The sequence below is a fragment of the Agromyces sp. NPDC058104 genome, from assembly GCF_042884835.1.
Lineage (GTDB): Bacteria > Actinomycetota > Actinomycetes > Actinomycetales > Microbacteriaceae > Agromyces.
On record NZ_JBHVTD010000002.1, the window covers coordinates 1,007,209 to 1,023,240 of the forward strand.

General features: G+C 74.0%; 14 protein-coding genes and 1 pseudogene. 10 read left to right on the forward strand and 5 right to left on the reverse strand.

Annotated elements, in window-relative coordinates; all coding sequences use genetic code 11:
* Positions 1-40: 40 nt before the first annotated feature.
* A complete protein-coding gene (locus ACFVTH_RS12630) occupies positions 41-556 on the forward strand; it encodes a nucleoside deaminase (RefSeq protein WP_387091271.1) in 516 nt (171 codons plus the stop codon).
* 28 nt (positions 557-584) lie between these two features.
* Here the strand turns inward: ACFVTH_RS12630 and xdhC are convergent, their stop codons facing one another.
* From xdhC to ACFVTH_RS12645, 3 genes are read right to left on the reverse strand one after another with little or no spacing between them, the layout of a single operon-like run.
* A complete protein-coding gene (gene xdhC / locus ACFVTH_RS12635; protein ID WP_387091274.1) occupies positions 585-1,421 on the reverse strand; it encodes a xanthine dehydrogenase accessory protein XdhC in 837 nt (278 codons plus the stop codon).
* Positions 1,422-1,431: 10 nt separating this feature from the next.
* Complete coding sequence (gene xdhB / locus ACFVTH_RS12640; RefSeq protein WP_387091277.1) at positions 1,432-3,924, reverse strand: xanthine dehydrogenase molybdopterin binding subunit; 2,493 nt, start codon at positions 3,922-3,924, stop codon at positions 1,432-1,434.
* Entirely contained in the window at positions 3,921-5,411 is a 1,491-nt protein-coding gene (locus ACFVTH_RS12645; RefSeq protein ID WP_387091280.1) for a xanthine dehydrogenase small subunit, read from the reverse strand. The genes xdhB and ACFVTH_RS12645 overlap by 4 nt, the downstream gene beginning before the upstream one ends.
* Positions 5,412-5,625: 214 nt before the next feature.
* On the opposite strand from ACFVTH_RS12645, the gene ACFVTH_RS12650 reads away from it, so the two are divergent.
* The 8 genes and pseudogenes from ACFVTH_RS12650 to menC all read left to right on the forward strand — a co-directional run bounded on the left by ACFVTH_RS12650 (position 5,626) and on the right by menC (position 13,048).
* Positions 5,626-6,894, forward strand: coding sequence for a DUF6986 family protein (locus ACFVTH_RS12650; RefSeq protein ID WP_387091283.1), 1,269 nt, complete (start codon positions 5,626-5,628; stop codon positions 6,892-6,894).
* 40 nt (positions 6,895-6,934) lie between these two features.
* The gene (locus ACFVTH_RS12655) at positions 6,935-7,753 is read left to right on the forward strand and encodes a bifunctional allantoicase/(S)-ureidoglycine aminohydrolase (RefSeq protein ID WP_387091286.1); all 819 of its coding nucleotides are present in this window, start codon (positions 6,935-6,937) and stop codon (positions 7,751-7,753) included.
* A pseudogene (gene allB, locus ACFVTH_RS12660) lies at positions 7,750-9,126 on the forward strand (allantoinase AllB); the annotation flags it as partial. The gene ACFVTH_RS12655 and the pseudogene allB, both read left to right, overlap by 4 nt.
* Positions 9,127-9,168: 42 nt before the next feature.
* Positions 9,169-9,675, forward strand: a complete 507-nt coding sequence (uraD, locus tag ACFVTH_RS12665) for a 2-oxo-4-hydroxy-4-carboxy-5-ureidoimidazoline decarboxylase (RefSeq protein WP_387091867.1) — start codon at positions 9,169-9,171, stop codon at positions 9,673-9,675.
* Entirely contained in the window at positions 9,672-10,019 is a 348-nt protein-coding gene (gene uraH / locus ACFVTH_RS12670) for a hydroxyisourate hydrolase (RefSeq protein ID WP_387091289.1), read from the forward strand. Before uraD ends, uraH begins: the two co-directional genes overlap by 4 nt.
* A gap of 7 nt (positions 10,020-10,026) precedes the next feature.
* Positions 10,027-10,977: a factor-independent urate hydroxylase gene (gene pucL, locus ACFVTH_RS12675; protein ID WP_387091292.1), complete on the forward strand. Its 951-nt coding sequence runs from the start codon at positions 10,027-10,029 to the stop codon at positions 10,975-10,977.
* Between the two features lie 50 nt (positions 10,978-11,027).
* On the forward strand, positions 11,028-11,864 hold the full coding sequence (locus ACFVTH_RS12680; protein WP_387091295.1) for a GNAT family N-acetyltransferase: 837 nt from the start codon (positions 11,028-11,030) through the stop codon (positions 11,862-11,864).
* Entirely contained in the window at positions 11,861-13,048 is a 1,188-nt protein-coding gene (menC, locus tag ACFVTH_RS12685) for an o-succinylbenzoate synthase (protein WP_387091298.1), read from the forward strand. Before ACFVTH_RS12680 ends, menC begins: the two co-directional genes overlap by 4 nt.
* Before the next feature lie 16 nt (positions 13,049-13,064).
* On the opposite strand, the gene ACFVTH_RS12690 is transcribed toward menC, so the two are convergent.
* Together ACFVTH_RS12690 and ligD are read right to left on the reverse strand one after the other, a co-directional pair.
* Positions 13,065-13,982 carry an aminoglycoside phosphotransferase family protein gene (locus ACFVTH_RS12690; RefSeq protein ID WP_387091301.1) on the reverse strand — a complete coding sequence of 306 codons (918 nt, stop codon included), beginning with the start codon at positions 13,980-13,982 and terminating at the stop codon, positions 13,065-13,067.
* Positions 13,979-15,259, reverse strand: a complete 1,281-nt coding sequence (gene ligD, locus ACFVTH_RS12695) for a non-homologous end-joining DNA ligase (RefSeq protein ID WP_387091304.1) — start codon at positions 15,257-15,259, stop codon at positions 13,979-13,981. The genes ACFVTH_RS12690 and ligD overlap by 4 nt, the downstream gene beginning before the upstream one ends.
* A 289-nt stretch (positions 15,260-15,548) precedes the next feature.
* Here ligD and ACFVTH_RS12700 point away from each other — a divergent pair, with 289 nt between their 5' ends.
* On the forward strand, positions 15,549-16,004 hold the full coding sequence (locus tag ACFVTH_RS12700; RefSeq protein WP_387091307.1) for a hypothetical protein: 456 nt from the start codon (positions 15,549-15,551) through the stop codon (positions 16,002-16,004).
* The last annotated feature ends 28 nt before the right edge of the window (positions 16,005-16,032 follow it).

A 16,032-nucleotide genomic window follows, 5' to 3' on the forward strand; every position in this document is an offset into this window, starting at 1 on the left:
CGACTGTTACTGTCGGGACGAAAGAGCAAGGATGACAGCGATGAACCTCGGCCCGACTCCCGCAGACGCCTCCGGCGACGACACCGCCGCGCGGCTCGCGCAGGCCGTCGAACTCGCGACCGAGAACGTGCGCAACTCGGGCGGGCCGTTCGGCGCGATCGTCGTCACCGCCGACGGCCGCAGCTTCGACGGGGTGAACCGCGTCACCGCGAACCTCGACCCGACCGCCCACGCCGAGATCACGGCGATCCGGGCCGCGTGCCTCGGCATCGGCGACTTCGACCTGAGCGGCGGCACGCTCTACTCGAGCTGCGAGCCCTGCCCGATGTGCCTCGCCGCCGCGCTCTGGGCGCGTCTCGACCGGGTCGTCTACGCGGCGACTCGCGACGACGCCGCCGACGCCGGCTTCGACGACGCGCGCTTCTACCGGTACTTCGACGACGACGGCGAGGCGTCGCGCGCCATCATGCCGGTCGCCCGGCTCGAGCTCGGCGGCGAACGCCGCCTCGCGCCCTTCGCCGAGTGGAAGCGCACGGCCGACCGCATCGAGTACTGACGGCGCGGGGCAGCCCGCGTCGACTCGCTCAGCCGGCGTCGTCGCCGCCCCGCGCCTGCTCGACGAGCTCGAGGATGCGCGCGGCGACGCTCACCGCGATCGTCGCCGGCGCCTTGCCCGCCACCTCGGGGATGCCGATCGGCGTCGAGACCCGGGCGAGGGCCGCGTCGTCGTGCCCCAGCTCGGTGAGCTTCACCCTGAAGCGCGCCCACTTCGAACGCGAGCCGATGAGCCCGATCGAGGCGAGCCCCTCGCGCCGGAGCGCCCGGTCGACGATCGCGAGGTCCTCGACGTGGTCGTGCGTCATCACGAGCACGTGGGCGCCAGGGGGCAGCGCATCGAGCCCCGCCTCGGGCACGGGCTCGTGATGCAGGCGCACGACCGCGACGGCATCGGCGAGCACGCCGGATTCGCCGGGCACGCCGACCCGCTCGGGCGAGAGCATCTCGGCCCGGGAGTCGACGAGGTACAGCTCGCACTCCTGCCTGGCGAGGATGCGGGCGAGTTCGAGCCCCACGTGTCCGAGGCCGAAGACGGCGACGGCCGGCACCACCGGCACGGGTTCGAGCATGAACGTGACCTCTCCTCCGCAGCATTGCACGCCGTACTCCGTCGTGGCCTTGTCGCTCAGCTGCAGCGTGACCAGTTCGGGCTCGACCCCGCCCGAGGCGAGCAGTGCGCGGGCACGGTCGGTCGCCGTGGCCTCGAGGTTGCCGCCGCCGACCGTGCCGACGATCGCGCCCCGCGACACCACCATCTTCGCGCCGCCGTTGCGCGGCGCGTGCCCGCGCACGATCGCGAGGGTGACGATCACCGCGGGCTCGCGCGCGTCCCGCAGCCGCCGCAGCGCCTCGAGCCAGTCCATCGGCGCCTCGTCAGACCTCGCGCCGCGCCGTGACCGACTCGCGGCGGGGCGTCGACGGGGCATCCGGCTCGATGGATGCCTCCGGCGCGACCCCGGTGACCGCCGCGTGCTCGGCCGCGCCGGCGCGGGCCGCCTCGATCGCCCGGAACACCGCCTCGGGCGTCGCCGGGGACGCGAGCTCGACACTGCGCCGCGGTGCGCCGAATGCGCCGACGGCGGCGCGCAGCGCCTCGCGGGCGCTGAAGGCGAGCATGAGCGGCGGTTCGCCGACCGCCTTGGAGCCGTAGACGGCCCCGTCCTCGCGGGCGTTCTCGAACAGGTGCACGTTGAACACCTCGGGCATCTCCGAGAAGCTCGGCAGCTTGTAGGTCGAGGCCGACTGCGTGAGGAGGCGACCCCGGTTCGGTCCGTCGCCCGTGTCCCACCTGAGCTCCTCGAGCGTGAGCCATCCCACGCCCTGGACGTAGCCGCCCTCGATCTGCCCGAGATCGATGAGCGGGGAGAGCGAGTCGCCGACGTCGTGCACGATGTCGACGCGCCGCAGGCGGTACTCGCCCGTGAACCCGTCGACCTCGACCTCGGCGGCCGCGGCGCCGTACGCGAAGTACTTGAAGGGCGAGCCCTGCATGCGGTCGAGATCCCACTCGAGGCCCTCGGTGCGGTAGTAGCCGGCCGCGAAGAGCTGCACGCGCTCGAGGTAGGCGGCGGCGACGAGCTCGTCGAACCGCAGCTCGAGGCCGTCGTCGGCCGGCCCGCGCACGAGACCGCCGCTGAAGCGCACCTCGCCCGGTGCGACGCCGAGCCGGGGCGCGGCCACCTCGGCAAGGCGATCGCGGATCTGCTCGCAGGCGTGCTTCACCGCGCCGCCGTTGAGATCGGCGCCCGAGGAGGCCGCCGTCGCCGAGGTGTTCGGCACCTTGTCGGTGCGGGTCGGCGCCAGCCGCACCCGGTGCGCCTCGACGCCGAGCGCCGTGGCGGCGACCTGCAGCATCTTCGTGTGCAGGCCCTGCCCCATCTCGGTGCCGCCGTGGTTCACGAGCACCGAGCCGTCCTTGTAGACCTGCACGAGCGCGCCCGCCTGGTTGAAGGCGGTGAAGTTGAAGGAGATGCCGAACTTGATCGGGGTGAGGGCGAGACCGCGCTTGACCTCGGCGTGCGCCCGGTTGAAGGCCTCGACCTCGGCGCGGCGGGCGTCGTGGTCGCACTCGTCCTTCAGCCGGCTCCAGATCGCCGGCATGCGCTCGGCGTCCTTCACGAGCTGCCCGTAGGGCGTCGTCTGGCCGGGACGGTAGAAGTTCTGCTGCCGCAGCCGCTCGGGCTCGATGCCGAGGAGCGGCGCGGCGCGGCCGAGGACGTCCTCGATGAGGAAGACCCCCTGCGGCCCGCCGAACCCGCGGAACGCGGTGTTCGAGGGCAGGTTCGTCTTCGCGACGCGGCCGTGGGCGCGCACGTTCGGGATCCAGTAGGCGTTGTCGATGTGGCAGAGCGCGCGGGTCATCACCGGCTCGGAGAGGTCGAGGCTCCACCCGCCGTCGCTCGTCAGCGTCGCCTCGAGGGCGAGCAGATGGCCGTCGCCCGTGAACCCCGCCCGCCAGGCGATGTGGAACGGGTGTCGCTTGCCGGTCATCGTGAGGTCGTGCGTGCGGTCGAGCCGCAGCCGCACCGGGCGGCCCGTGAGCTTCGCGCCGAGTGCGGCGATCGCGGCGAAGCCGTGCGGCTGCATCTCCTTGCCGCCGAAGCCGCCGCCCATGCGGAGCTGCTGCACGGTGACCTCGTGCGACGGGATGCCCAGCACGTGCGCCACGATCTCCTGCGTCTCGCTCGGGTGCTGCGTCGAGCACTGCACGAGGTACTGGCCGTCGCCGTCGCGCACGGCGAACGAGGCGTGCGTTTCGAGGTAGAAGTGCTCCTGCCCGCCGAACTCAGAGACGCCCTCGACGACGAGCTCCGCGGTGCGCAGCGCCCCGGCCGCGTCGCCGCGCACGACCGTGCGCGGGATGCCTTGGAAGGAGCCCGCATCGATCGCCTCGCGGACGGTGACGATCGAGGGCAGCGGCTCGGCCCCGACGCGCACGGCGGCGGCGCCGAGCCGGGCGGCCTCGGGCGTCTCGCCGAGCACCCACGCGAGGGCGTGCCCGTGGAACATCGCCTCGGCGGGGAACAGCGGTTCGTCGTGCTTGACCCCGGCGTCGTTGACGCTCGGCACGTCGTCGGCCGTGAGCACCCTGACGACCCCGGGCACCTCGTACGCGGGCGCGACGTCGAGCGCGACGCGGGCGTGCGCGTGGGTCGACTGCACGGGCCAGGCCGTGAGCACGCCCGCCGTGCGGACGGCGAGATCGTCGGTGTACTGCGCGCGACCGGTGACGTGCAGGGCCGCGCTCTCGTGCGGGGTGACCCGGCCGACGACGGCGTCGGCCGGGCGGTCGGCGAGCGATGGGCCCACGCCGCCCGAGGCTCCGGAGCTCGCGCCGGCGATGTTCGGAGGGGTGGTGGGGATCATGCCGGCACCCCCGCCCGATCGGTCGCCGATTCGGCGTCGCGGTGGAAGAGCTTCACCAGCGCGTTGCCGAGCATGAGGGAGCGGTACTCGCTCGACGCACGGTGATCCGACATCGGCGTGCCCTCGCCCGCGAGCACCGCGGCGGCGCGGCGCACCGTCTCGAGATTCCAGGGCTCGCCGACGAGCGCCACCTCGGTCGCGTGCGCACGCAGGGGGGTGGCGGCGACGCCGCCGAGGCCGATGCAGGCCGCGTTCACGACGCCGCCGTCGACGTCGAGCGCGAATCCGAGGGCGACGCTCGAGATGTCGTCGAACCGACGCTTCGCGATCTTGTGGAAGGCCGTCAGCCTCGCGAGCGGCAGCGGGATGCGGACCGCGCGGATGAGCTCGCCCGGTGCGAGCACCGTCTCGCGGTAGCCGGTGAAGTAGTCGGCCACGTCGACCTCGCGCTCCCCGTCGCTCGAGGCGAGCACGAGCCGAGCGCCGAGGGCGATGAGCGCGGGGGGCGCGTCGCCGATCGGGGATCCGGTGCCGAGGTTGCCGCCGAGGGTCGCGCGGTTGCGGATCAGCCGTGAGGCGAACTGCGGGATGAGCTGGGCGAGCAGCGGCACGCGGCCGTCGAGGCGGCGCTCGATCTCGGACAGGGGCAGGGCCGCGCCGAGCTCGACGGAGTCGTCGTCGAGGCGGACGGTGCGCAGCCCCTCGAGGCGGTCGATCGCGACGAGCAGCGGATGGCGGCGACCGCGGAGGTTCACCTCGACGCCGAGGTCGGTCGATCCCGCGACGACCACGGCCGAGGGCTCGTCGTGCAGCAGCCGCAGCGCCGCGTCGAGCGTCGCGGGACGCACGAACCTGGCGCCCCCGGCACTGAGATCGGTCGCGATCGGCGCCGGGGCCGGGCGCGAGCGGCGCTCGGCCAGCGGGTCGCCCTCGTCGGGCCCGCCCAGTGCGTAGGCGGCGTCGCGGATGGGGCGGTACCCGGTGCAGCGGCAGAGGTTGCCCCCGAGCGCATGCAGGTCGAAGCCGTTCGGTCCGTGCTCGGCGTCGGCCACGTCGGCGCCGTCGGCGCCTCGGGGCGTGTCGGCCGCCGCCGCGCCGGGGGCCCGGTCGGCACGGTAGAACTCGGCCGCCATGCTGCAGACGAAGCCGGGCGTGCAGTAGCCGCACTGCGAACCGCCCGCCTCGGCCAGCCCGCGTTGCACCGGATGCAGCGATTCGGGGTCGCCGAGTCCCTCGGCGGTGACGATCTCCTGGCCGTCGAGCGCCGCGACCGGCACGAGGCACGAGTTCACCGCCGTCCACGCGGTGCCGCCGTCGTCATCTGGGGTCGCGACGAGCACGGCGCAGGCGCCGCACTCGCCCTCCGCGCAGCCCTCCTTCGCGCCCGTGAGCCCCGTCGAGCGCAGCCAGTCGAGCGCGGTCGTGTGCGCGGTGACGCCCGTCAGCGGGCGCCGTCGTGCGTTGACGGTGAGAACGGGTTCTTCCATGGGCCGGGCTCCTCCGGTGCGACGTTGCACCCCTCCTTCGGAGTCTACGCACCTGGGAGCCACCCGGCGCCGTGCGGGAGACGGGAGGTTCGGGCCCCCGCCCGGGCCCCGGGTGTAGCCTCCGAGATACGCCGTCGTCGGTGCCGACGCTCGGCGCGGACGGAGGTGTTCGCATGGCCATCGGGGTCGTCCGCAACGCCTCGCGGAGCTGAACGTGCCCGCCCGCCCGCGCACGGCGCTCACCGCGCCCGACCTGGCCCGTCTCGACGACCGGCTGGGCGACACCGATCGGCTGCTCGAGCGCGCCTACCCCGGCGACGACGGCGCTCGGCAGCCGGTGCACACCGTCTACGTGCCGGGCGATCGCTACACCCCCGAGCTGCCCGTCGAGTGGGGCCGCGCCGCACGCGAGGCCGCGGCCTCGGCCGGCGGCGCCGAGGCGCTCGGCCTCCGGGTCGGCATCGAGGCGGCGATCGCGAAGGCGGTCGCCCCGCTCGTCGAGCGCAAGCTCGCGACCGAGCCGATCGAGGACCTCCGGATCGACTTCGAGGACGGCTACGGCGTGCGCGACGACGCCGCCGAGGACGCCGACGCCGTGCGCGCCGCCAAACGCGTGGCCGCCGCGACGGGGGCGCACTTCGCGCCCCCGTTCATCGGGATCCGATGCAAGTCGTTCGAGGCGGCGACGCGCGCCAGGGGCGTGCGCACCCTCGACCTCTTCATCACGGCGCTCGCCGAGCACGGCGGGCTGCCCGACGGGCTCCTGCTCACGCTCCCGAAGGTGTCGAACGTCGCGCAGGTCGAGGCGATGGCCGAGGTGCTCGCGGCGCTCGAACGCGCCCACGGACTGCCCGACGGACGTCTGCGCTTCGAGGTGCAGGTCGAGACGCCCCAGCTCGTCCTCGGCGCCGACGGGACGGCACCCGTCGCACGGCTCGCGCTCGCCGCACGCGGCCGCATCGTCGGCCTCCACTTCGGCACCTACGACTACACGGCGGCGCTCGGCATCGCGGCGCCGTACCAGTCGCTCGAGCACCCGGCCGCCGACCACGCGAAGCACGTCATGCAGCTCGCCGTCGCGGGGACCGGCATCCGGCTCTCCGACGGCTCCTCGAACCTCCTGCCGGTCGGCGACCGCGCGCTGGAGGCGTGGCGGACGCATGCCCGCCTCGTGCGACGGGCGTTCGAGCGAGGATTCCCCCAGGGGTGGGATCTCCACCCGGCGCAGCTCCCGACCCGTTTCGTCGCGGCGTACGCCTACTACCGCGAGGGGTACCCCGAGGCATCCGCCCGCCTGCGTCACGTGCACGACGGCACCGCGGGCGCCGTGCTCGACGAGCCGGCGACGGTGCGCGCGCTCGCCGGGTTCGTGCGGCGCGGCGTGCAGTGCGGGGCGATCACCGCCGACGAGGCGGCCGCCGACACGGGCCTCGACGAGGTCGCGCTCGCCGGGCTCGCGAGCGCGAGGCGCACGGCGGGATGACCGGAGCCCGGTGCACCGAGGACCATCACGAGGAGGCTCGATGAGCGACTACTTCACCCCCGAGGGCGGACTGCCCGCGCAGCGGGAGCTGCTGAGCGACCGTGCCGTCGTGACGACGGCGTACACCGTCATCCCGAAGGGAGTGCTGCGCGACATCGTGACGAGTCGCCTGCCCGGCTTCACCGACGCCCGCGCCTGGATCCTCGCCCGCCCGATCGCCGGCTTCGCGACGACCTTCTCGCAGCTCGTCGTCGAGCTGGCGCCCGGAGGCGGGGCCGAGCGGCCCGAGGCGGAGCCGGGGGTCGAGGGCGTCGTGTTCGTCACGGCGGGCGCGCTCGCCCTGACTCTCGAGGGCCGGCGGCACCTCCTCGAACCGGGCGGCTACGCCTACCTCGCCGCGGGCGCGAACTGGTCGATCGCGAACGCGGGCGGGGAGCGCGTGAGCTTCCAGTGGATCAGGAAGGCGTACGAGCGGGTCGAGGGCGTCGCGGCGCCCGAGTCGTTCGTCACCCGCGACCAGGACGTCGCGCCGCAGCCGATGCCGGGCACCGACGGCGCGTGGGCGACGACCCGATTCGTCGATCCCGACGACCTCGCGCACGACATGCACGTCAACATCGTGACCTTTCGGCCCGGCGCCTCCATCCCGTTCGCCGAGACGCACGTGATGGAGCACGGGCTGTTCGTGCTCGAGGGCAAGGGCGTCTACCGGCTCAACGACGACTGGGTCGAGGTCGAGGCGGGCGACTTCATGTGGCTGCGCGCCTTCTGCCCGCAGGCCTGCTACGCGGGCGGACCCGGCCCGTTCCGCTACCTGCTCTACAAGGACGTCAACCGGCAGGTGAGGCTGACCGCGTGAGCGCCGATCGCAACGGGCGACCCGCCGGCGACGCGGGGGTCGAGGCATCCGGGCCGTTCGACCGGGTGCTGCGCGCCCGGCGCGCCCTCGTCGGCGGGGCGTTCGACGCCGTCGAGCTCGGCGTGCGCGACGGCGTCGTCGCGGCGATCGCGCCGCTCGGCGCCGGGCTCGAGAGCGCCGTCGTCGAGACGCTCGGCGACGACGAGGTGCTCCTGCCCGGGCTCGTCGACACGCACGTGCACGTCGACGAGCCGGGTCGCACCGAATGGGAGGGCTTCGCCTCGGCGACGCGGGCCGCCGCGGCCGGCGGGGTCACGACGATCGTCGACATGCCGCTCAACAGCATCCCGCCGACGGTGTCGGTCGAGGCGCTCGGGGTGAAGCGCGCGGCGGCCGCGGGGCAGCTCGTCGTCGACGTCGGATTCTGGGGCGGGGTCGTGCCGGGCAACCTCGACGAGATCGAGCCGCTCGTCGCCGCCGGCGTCTTCGGCTTCAAGTGCTTCCTGCTGCCGTCGGGCGTGCCCGAGTTCCCGCCGGTGATCGCCGAGGAGATGACGGCGGCGATGCGACGGATCGCCGAGCTCGACTCGCTGCTCATCGTGCACGCCGAGGATGCCCGGCTGATCGAGGGCGCCCCGCATCCCGGCGGGCCAGACTACGCCGACTTCCTCGCGTCGCGGCCGCGGGCCGCCGAGGACACGGCGATCGCGGAGGTGATCGCGGCCGCCGGGCGCACCGGCGCTCGCGCGCACGTGCTGCACCTGAGCTCCGCCGACTCGCTCGGGCGCATCGCCGACGCCCGGGCCGCCGGGGTCCGGCTGAGCGTCGAGACCTGTCCGCACTACCTCGCGCTCTGCGCCGAGGACGTGCCGGCCGGGGCGACCGCGTTCAAGTGCTGCCCGCCCATCCGCGAGCAGGCGAACCGCGACGCGCTCTGGCAGGGGCTCGTGGACGGCGCCATCGACCTCGTCGTCTCGGACCACTCGCCGGCGACGCCCGAGCTGAAGTTCGCGGGCGACGGCGACTTCGAGCTCGCCTGGGGCGGCATCGCCTCGCTGCAGCTCGGCCTGCCGCTCGTGTGGTCGGAGGCGCGGCGGCGCGGCATCGGGCTCGAGCAGGTCGTCCGGTGGATGTCGGAACGCCCGGCCGAGCTCGTCGGCCTGCGCACGAAGGGGCGCCTCGCGGTCGGCGCCGACGCCGACCTCGTCGTCTTCGCGCCCGACGCCGGGTTCACGGTCGACGCCGGCGCGCTCCTCCACCGGCATCCCGTCTCGCCGTACGACGGCCGCGAGCTCGTCGGCGTCGTGCGGCGGACCCTGCTCGCGGGCGAGCCCGTCGATCGCGAGCGGCCCCGCGGGCGGATGCTCCGTCGCGAGCCGGTTCCGCTCGAGGGCGGGCGCCTGCACAATGAGACGATGACGCAGGCGAGCCCGCTCGAGCGGTTCAACGGCGCCGATCGCGAGGACGCGATCGCGTCGCTCCGGCCGTGCCTCGACGTCGCACGCTGGTGCGAGGAGCTCGTGGACGCCCGGCCCTACGCCTCGGTCGACGCGCTCGTGCGCGCGGCCGTCGAGGCCGCCTCGCCGTTCACGGCGGCCGAGGTCGCGCGGGCCCTCGGCGACCACCCCCGCATCGGCGAGCGTGCGACCGGAACGGGCGAGGCGGCGGCGCTCTCGCGCGGCGAGCAGGCGGGCGTCGACCCCGCCGACGCCGAGCTGGCCCGCGCGCTCGCCGAGGGCAACGCGGCGTACGAGCGGCGCTTCGGGCGGGTGTTCCTCATCCGGGCCGCGGGGCGCTCCGCGCGCGACATCCTCGACGCCCTCACCGACCGCCTCGGCAACGACGACGCGGCGGAGGCGGCGGTCGTCGCCGAGCAGCTGCGCGAGATCGCCGTGCGGCGAGTGGAAGGACGTTTCTCATGAGTCGGTCGCAGATCACGACCCACGTGCTCGACGCCGCTCGCGGCACGCCCGCCGTCGGTTTGGCGGTCGAACTCCGCCGGCGCGACGGCGGTGGCGACGGGTGGACGATGCTCGCACGCGCCGAGACCGACGACGACGGACGGGTGAACTCCCTCGGCCCCGAGCGCGTCGCCCCGGGGGAGTACCGGTTGCGCTTCGACACGGGCGCCTACTTCGCCGCCCGCGGGACGCCGGGCTTCTACCCCGAGGTGCTCATCACCTTCACGGTCGACGAGGAGGGGCGGCATCACCACGTTCCGATCCTGCTCAGCCCGTTCGCGTACTCCACCTACCGAGGGAGCTAGGACGAGCATGAGCGACGAAGCGAACGGCGTGGGCGGCGGCACGGACACCGGCACCGGCAACGGCGGCGGCATCGTGCTCGGCCCGAACCGCTACGGCAAGGCCGAGGTGCGCCTCGTGCGGGTCACCCGCGACGCTGCGCGGCACGAGCTCGACGACCTCAACGTCACCTCGCAGCTGCACGGCGACTTCGCGGCGGCGCACCTCGAGGGCGACAACGCGCACGTCGTCGCCACCGACACCCAGAAGAACACGATCTTCGCCTTCGCGCGCGACGGCGTCGGTGCGCCCGAGGCGTTCCTGCTGCGGCTCGCCGAGCACTTCACGGGCGGGTTCGACTGGGTCACGGGCGGGCGCTGGCTCGCCGAGCGGTACTCGTGGGAGCGCATCACGACCGACGGCGAGCCGCACGACCACGCCTTCGTGCGCGCCGGCCAGGAGGTGCGCACCGCGGCGGTCGTCGTCGACGGCGAGGCGCGCCACGTGCTCGGCGGGCTGAAGGACCTCACCGTCATGAAGACGACGGGGTCGGGCTTCGAGGGATTCCCGCGGGACCGCTACACGACCCTCCAGGAGACGGCCGACCGGATCCTCGCGACGAGCGTCGCCGTGCGCTGGCGGTTCGCCGCCGACGCCCGGCCCGACTACGACGCGCTCTACGCGCGCGTGCGAGCGCGCCTGCTGGCGAGCTTCGCCGAGGGCTACTCGCCGGCGCTCCAGGCGACGCTCTACGAGATGGGCCGGGCGGTGCTCGAGCGCGAGGCCGAGCTCGACGAGATCCGGTTCTCGATGCCGAACCGGCACCACTTCGCGGTCGACCTGGCGCCCTTCGGCCTCGACAACCCGAACGAGGTGTTCTTCGCCGCCGACCGGCCCTACGGACTCATCGAGGCATCGGTCACGCGCGAGGGCGTCGAGCCGGCCCCTGCGGCGTGGGAGGGCGTCGGGGGCTTCTGCTGACCCGTACGGGCACGGGTGCCGCGCCCCGCGGTCGGCTAGCCTCTGGTGGCATGGACCGTGACGTCGTGAAGGCCGCCGAAGCGCTCGCCGAGGCGGCGGAGCTGCGCTCGGGGGTCGTCACCCGCGAGGCGGCCGAGCACGAGATCACGGCGGTGCTCGAGCGGTTCGAGGCGACGTGGGGCGAGGGGCGCGGGCCCGACCACTCGATGATCCGGGCGCTCCTGCACGCCGGCGCGACGGTGCTCGTCGCGGTCGCCGACGACGAGGGCGGGGTGGATGCCTCGGCGACGCCCCCGTTCGCGGAGCCCGGCGCGCTGCTCGGCGCGACGCTCGGGTTCCTCGGCTGGAGCGAGGGACTCCACCTGCACTCGCACATGAACGCCGTCGCGCCCGAGGCGCGAGGGCACGGCATCGGCCTCGCGCTGAAGCTCCGCCAGCGTGCGATCGCGCTCGCGCACGGCGTCGACGAGGTCCGCTGGACGTTCGACCCGCTCATCCGGCGCAACGCGCGCATGAACCTCGTGCGGCTCGGCGCCGAGGTGGCCGCCTACCTGCCCGAGTTCTACGGCGTGATCGGCGACGAGATCACCGGGGCGGACCGCAGCGACCGCTTCGAGGTGCGGTGGCGGCTCGACGCCCCGCGCGTGGAACGGGCGCTCGCCGGCGCCCCCGCGCCCGCATGGTCGGGCGACGAGCGGTTCGGGCTCGTCGCCGACTTCGAGTCGCTCCGCCGGGCGGACCCCGTCGAGGCCGCCCGCCTGCGCGAGGCGTCCGTCGCCGCGTTCACGCGGATGGCCAGGCAGGGGCTCCGCCCCGAGCTGGACGCGCACGGCGACTACGTCTTCACCGACGACCACCCCGACCGCCACGACGAGGAGACGAGATGAGCACGACGGCGAGCCGCATCGAGGCGATCGAGCTGCACCGGATCGAGGTGCCCCTCGTGCGGCCCTTCGAGACGAGCTTCGGGCGCGAGACGGTGCGCGAGGTGCTGCTGCTGCACGTGCGCACGGATGCCGGCGACGGCTGGGGCGAGTGCGTGGCCGGGCGCGACCCGTTCTACTCGGCGGAGTACGTCGACGGCGCGGCATCCGTGATCGAACGCTACCTCGCGCCCGCGCTGCTCGAGGCGCCTCGAGCAGCGCCGCCGGGCGGCGAGGAGGCGCCGGGCCGTCGCGGGGCCTCGCTGCCGCTCGCCCGATCGGTCGCCGGCACACTCGGCTTCGTGGCCGGGCACCGCATGGCGAAGGGCGCACTCGAGGCCGCCGTGCTCGACGCGGAGCTGCGAGCACAGGCCCGCTCGATGGGCGAGGCGTTCGGTGCCGTGCGCGACTGGGTCGACTGCGGCGTCTCGGTCGGCATCGCGCCCACCCTCGAGGAGCTGCTCGACGAGGTCACGGGCTACCTCGAGGCGGGGTACCGGCGCATCAAGCTGAAGATCAAGCCCGGCTGGGACGTCGTGCCGGTCGCGGCCGTGCGCGAGCTGATGGGCCGCGGCGGGCTGCTCCAGGTCGACGCGAACACCGCGTACACGGCCGACGACATCCCGCTGCTCGCCACGCTCGACGCGTTCGAGCTGCTGCTCATCGAGCAGCCGTTCGCCGAGGAGGACCTCGCCACCCATGCCCGGCTGGCCGCCGCGTGCGAGACGCCGGTCTGCCTCGACGAGTCCATCCTCGACGCCGCGACCGCGGTCGACGCGATCGAGCGCGGCGCGACCTCCGTGGTGAACATCAAGCCCGGGCGCATGGGCGGCTACCTCGAGGCACTGCGGGTGCACGACGCCTGCCGCGAGCTCGACGTGCCCGTGTGGTGCGGCGGCATGCTCGAGACCGGGCTCGCCAGGGCGGCGAACGTCGCGCTCGCGGCGCTGCCCGGGTTCCTCCTCCCCGGCGACACCTCCGCCTCCGACCGCTACTACGCCGACGACCTGACCGAGCCGTTCGTGCTCGGCGAGGGCGAGCACCGCGGGCAGCTCAGGGTGCCCGATGCCCCGGGCACGGGCGTGACCGTGCGTCCCGAGCTCGTGCGCGACTGGGCGACCGGTCGCCCGGTCGTGCTCACGAGCTGAGGCGGGCGGGCGGCGCTCAGCCGAGGAGGCCGAGGGCGCGCTCGCCGATGCGGGCGACGCCGTCGGCGTGCACGGGATCATCGTCGATCGAGAACCAGGTCGACGACAGCGCACACCACGCGACGAGCCATCGGGCGAAGCGGTCGGGCTCGAGCGGTGCGCCGGCACGGGCGGTCGCGTCGAGCACGACGCCGAACTGCCGCTCCAGCCGTCCCGGCGCGAGGGCGCGCTCGTGCGAGGGGTTGCAGAGCAGGTTGCAGTAGTCGAACCCGGTCTCGCCGACGAGCCCCTTCGGATCGATCGCGAGCCATCCGCGCTCGCCGAAGTCGAGCACATTGCCGTGATGCAGGTCGCCGTGCAGCACCCGCTCCTCGCGGGGTGCGTCGAGCAGCTCCCGGGCGAGCTCGGCGCCGCGTCGGTGCAGCGGGTCGAGCCCGTCGGCATGGGCGAAGAGCTCGCGGAACCAGGTCGTGAGCGGCACGAGCAACGGCTCGCCCGACTCGGTGCGCGCGGCCGTGCCGGCGTCGACGGCGAGCGCGTCGCGGTCGTCGGGCGGTTCGAGCTCGGCGATCTCGAGATGCAGCCGGGAGGCCGCATCGCAGAGCACGCGGGTCGCCTCGTCGTCGTGCCCGGCGAGCACGAGCCGCACGAGGTCGTTCGGCCCGGTGGCACGCTCGAGCAGCACGGCGGCTCCCTCGCGCAGGAGCACTCGCGCGACGCCGCGCCCTCCCAGGCGCTCGAGCAGCTCGCCGCCGCGCTCCTCCTCGTCGATGCGGGCGATCTTCAGCATCGCGGCGTCGCCCTGCTCGGTGCGCACGGGGATCAACGTGCTCGAGGCCGTGGTCTGCACGTCGCCGTCGGCGCGGAGCCGCCAGTGGTGCAGCCATTCGAGGTCGGCCCCGTGTCCGGGGTCGACGGGTCCGAGGTCGCTCACGAGGCGCGGCCGTTCCGTCCGCCGGCGGGCGGGCCGGAGATCGCTCCGTCCGCGTCGCGGTACTTCGCCCACGGGTCGTAGTCGACCTCGAGCGGCTCCTGCGGCGGACGCTCGCCCTCGGGCACGTGCTGCAGGTTCACCCTGATGCGGTACCAGAGCGAGGAACTGCCGCGCATGCCGTCGACGAGCACGTCGGCCGGCTCGAGGAGCGCGACGGCCTCGGGATGCCGCGCCTTCCATCGCTCGAGGCCCTCGAGGGCCTCGTCCTTGGTCTTCGCACGGGCGATCTCGATGAGCGGCATCGTCGACCGCCGCCGCCCCGATCCGTCGGAGCCGCGCGGCGCCTTCTCGGCCGGCCCGAGCTCCTCCGCGCGCCGGAGGAGCCCATCGAGCCGCCCGACGGCGTCGTCGATGCCGGCCGCGGGGTCGCCGCGCTCGGCGAAGCGCTCGAGCACGGTCGCCACGGTGAAGCGCTCGGGGCGGCTGCCGGAGACCTCCGACCAGTCGAGCGGCGTCGACACTCGTGCGTCGGGCAGCGCCCTGACCGAGTAGGCCGAGGCGACCGTGCGGTCCTTCGCGTTCTGGTTGAAGTCGACGAACACGCTCTCGCCGCGCTCCTCCTTCCACCAGCGCGCCGAGGCGAGCCCCGGTGCCCGCAGCTCGACCTCGCGGGCGAGGGTCTCGGCGGCGAGGCGGACCTCGGCGAAGCTCCATTCGCGTTCGATGCGAACCGAGATGTGGATGCCCCGCGAGCCCGAGGTCTTCGGCCAGCCGACGAGCCCGTGGTCGTCGAGCACCTCGCGTGCGACGAACGCGACGTCGACGATCTGCGACCAGTCGACCCCCGGCATCGGATCGAGGTCGACCCGGAACTCGTCGGGGTGGTCGAGGTCGTCGGCCCTGACGGGGTGCGGGTTCAGGTCGATGCAGCCGAGGTTCACGACCCACGCGAGCGCGGCGGCGTCCGTCACCACCACCTCCTCCGCGGAGTTCCCCGAGGCGTAGTGCAGGGTCGCGGTCTCGATCCAGTCGGGGCGCTTGTCGGGGGCGCGCTTCTGGAAGAACGCCTCCTGGTCGATGCCCTTCACGAAGCGCTTCAGCACCATCGGCCGGCCGGCGACGCCGCGCAGCGCACCGTCGGCGACCGCGAGGTAGTACCGCACGAGATCGAGCTTCGTGAGGCCCGGTTCGGGGAAGACGAGCTTGTCGGGGTGCGAGATCCGCACGTCGCGGCCCCCCACGTCGATGACCTCTGCCGCACGCGCTGCCGGGCTCATCCCCTCACCATAGGACGGCGCGCCCGCCCGGCGGAACCCCGCGGGCCAGCTGGCGATCGACCTCTCCTCCCCGGCTTCTGCCGCCCGCCGACTCGCCGGCTCGTCCCACCCGCAGCCGGACGACATGGCGCCGCAGGGGAGAGTTGCCACGTCGGGGGACCGGTACTTCGGTACTTCGGTACTTCGGTACCGAAGTCGGCGAACAGGAACCGTCTGTGCCGCCGAGGCACCGACACGGCCGAGCCGCCGGCACGTCCGCATCCGACGAGATCATGAGAGGAGCCCGCCGGTGACCGAGAAGCCGGTGAAGGTGGACACCGCGACGAACGAGCTCATCGACGAGTTCGCGTACTTCCTCGGCACGACGAAGAAGGCGATCGTGCGAGAGGCGATGCTCGAGTTCGCCGCGGCGCGCCGGCGGCTCGCAGACGACGGTCCGAGGAACTTCGCGTCGATGCCGCTCGATGACCGACTCGGACTCCGGCGCGGTGAACTGCTGCGCGCGTTCGAACAGCACGGCGCGACGAACGTGCGCATACTCGCCGACGAGTACCGTGAGCATCCCGGTGCGCTCGCGCTCCTCGTCGAGACCGACGTCGCGATGGGCTCTGCGGCCGCGCCGTTGCTCGCCGATCTCGCTCGACGATTGCTCCACGCACCCGTCGAGGTCGTCTCGGCGACCGCGCTGAGCCTGTTCAACCCCGAGGGGCTGCATCGGGCGATCGCCGAATCGCGTCCGCTCTGACCGGATCGCTTCCCGGGTGCGTCAGTAG

Coding starts and splice junctions, on each gene's coding strand:
- ACFVTH_RS12655 (WP_387091286.1), top strand. CDS start 6,935: ATGAGCGACTACTTCACCCCCGAGGGCGGACTGCCCGCGCAGCGGGAG.
- uraD (WP_387091867.1), top strand. CDS start 9,169: ATGACGCAGGCGAGCCCGCTCGAGCGGTTCAACGGCGCCGATCGCGAG.
- ACFVTH_RS12645 (WP_387091280.1), bottom strand. CDS start 5,411: ATGGAAGAACCCGTTCTCACCGTCAACGCACGACGGCGCCCGCTGACG.
- uraH (WP_387091289.1), top strand. CDS start 9,672: ATGAGTCGGTCGCAGATCACGACCCACGTGCTCGACGCCGCTCGCGGC.
- pucL (WP_387091292.1), top strand. CDS start 10,027: ATGAGCGACGAAGCGAACGGCGTGGGCGGCGGCACGGACACCGGCACC.
- ACFVTH_RS12630 (WP_387091271.1), top strand. CDS start 41: ATGAACCTCGGCCCGACTCCCGCAGACGCCTCCGGCGACGACACCGCC.
- xdhC (WP_387091274.1), bottom strand. CDS start 1,421: ATGGACTGGCTCGAGGCGCTGCGGCGGCTGCGGGACGCGCGCGAGCCC.
- ligD (WP_387091304.1), bottom strand. CDS start 15,259: ATGAGCCCGGCAGCGCGTGCGGCAGAGGTCATCGACGTGGGGGGCCGC.
- xdhB (WP_387091277.1), bottom strand. CDS start 3,924: ATGATCCCCACCACCCCTCCGAACATCGCCGGCGCGAGCTCCGGAGCC.
- menC (WP_387091298.1), top strand. CDS start 11,861: ATGAGCACGACGGCGAGCCGCATCGAGGCGATCGAGCTGCACCGGATC.
- ACFVTH_RS12680 (WP_387091295.1), top strand. CDS start 11,028: ATGGACCGTGACGTCGTGAAGGCCGCCGAAGCGCTCGCCGAGGCGGCG.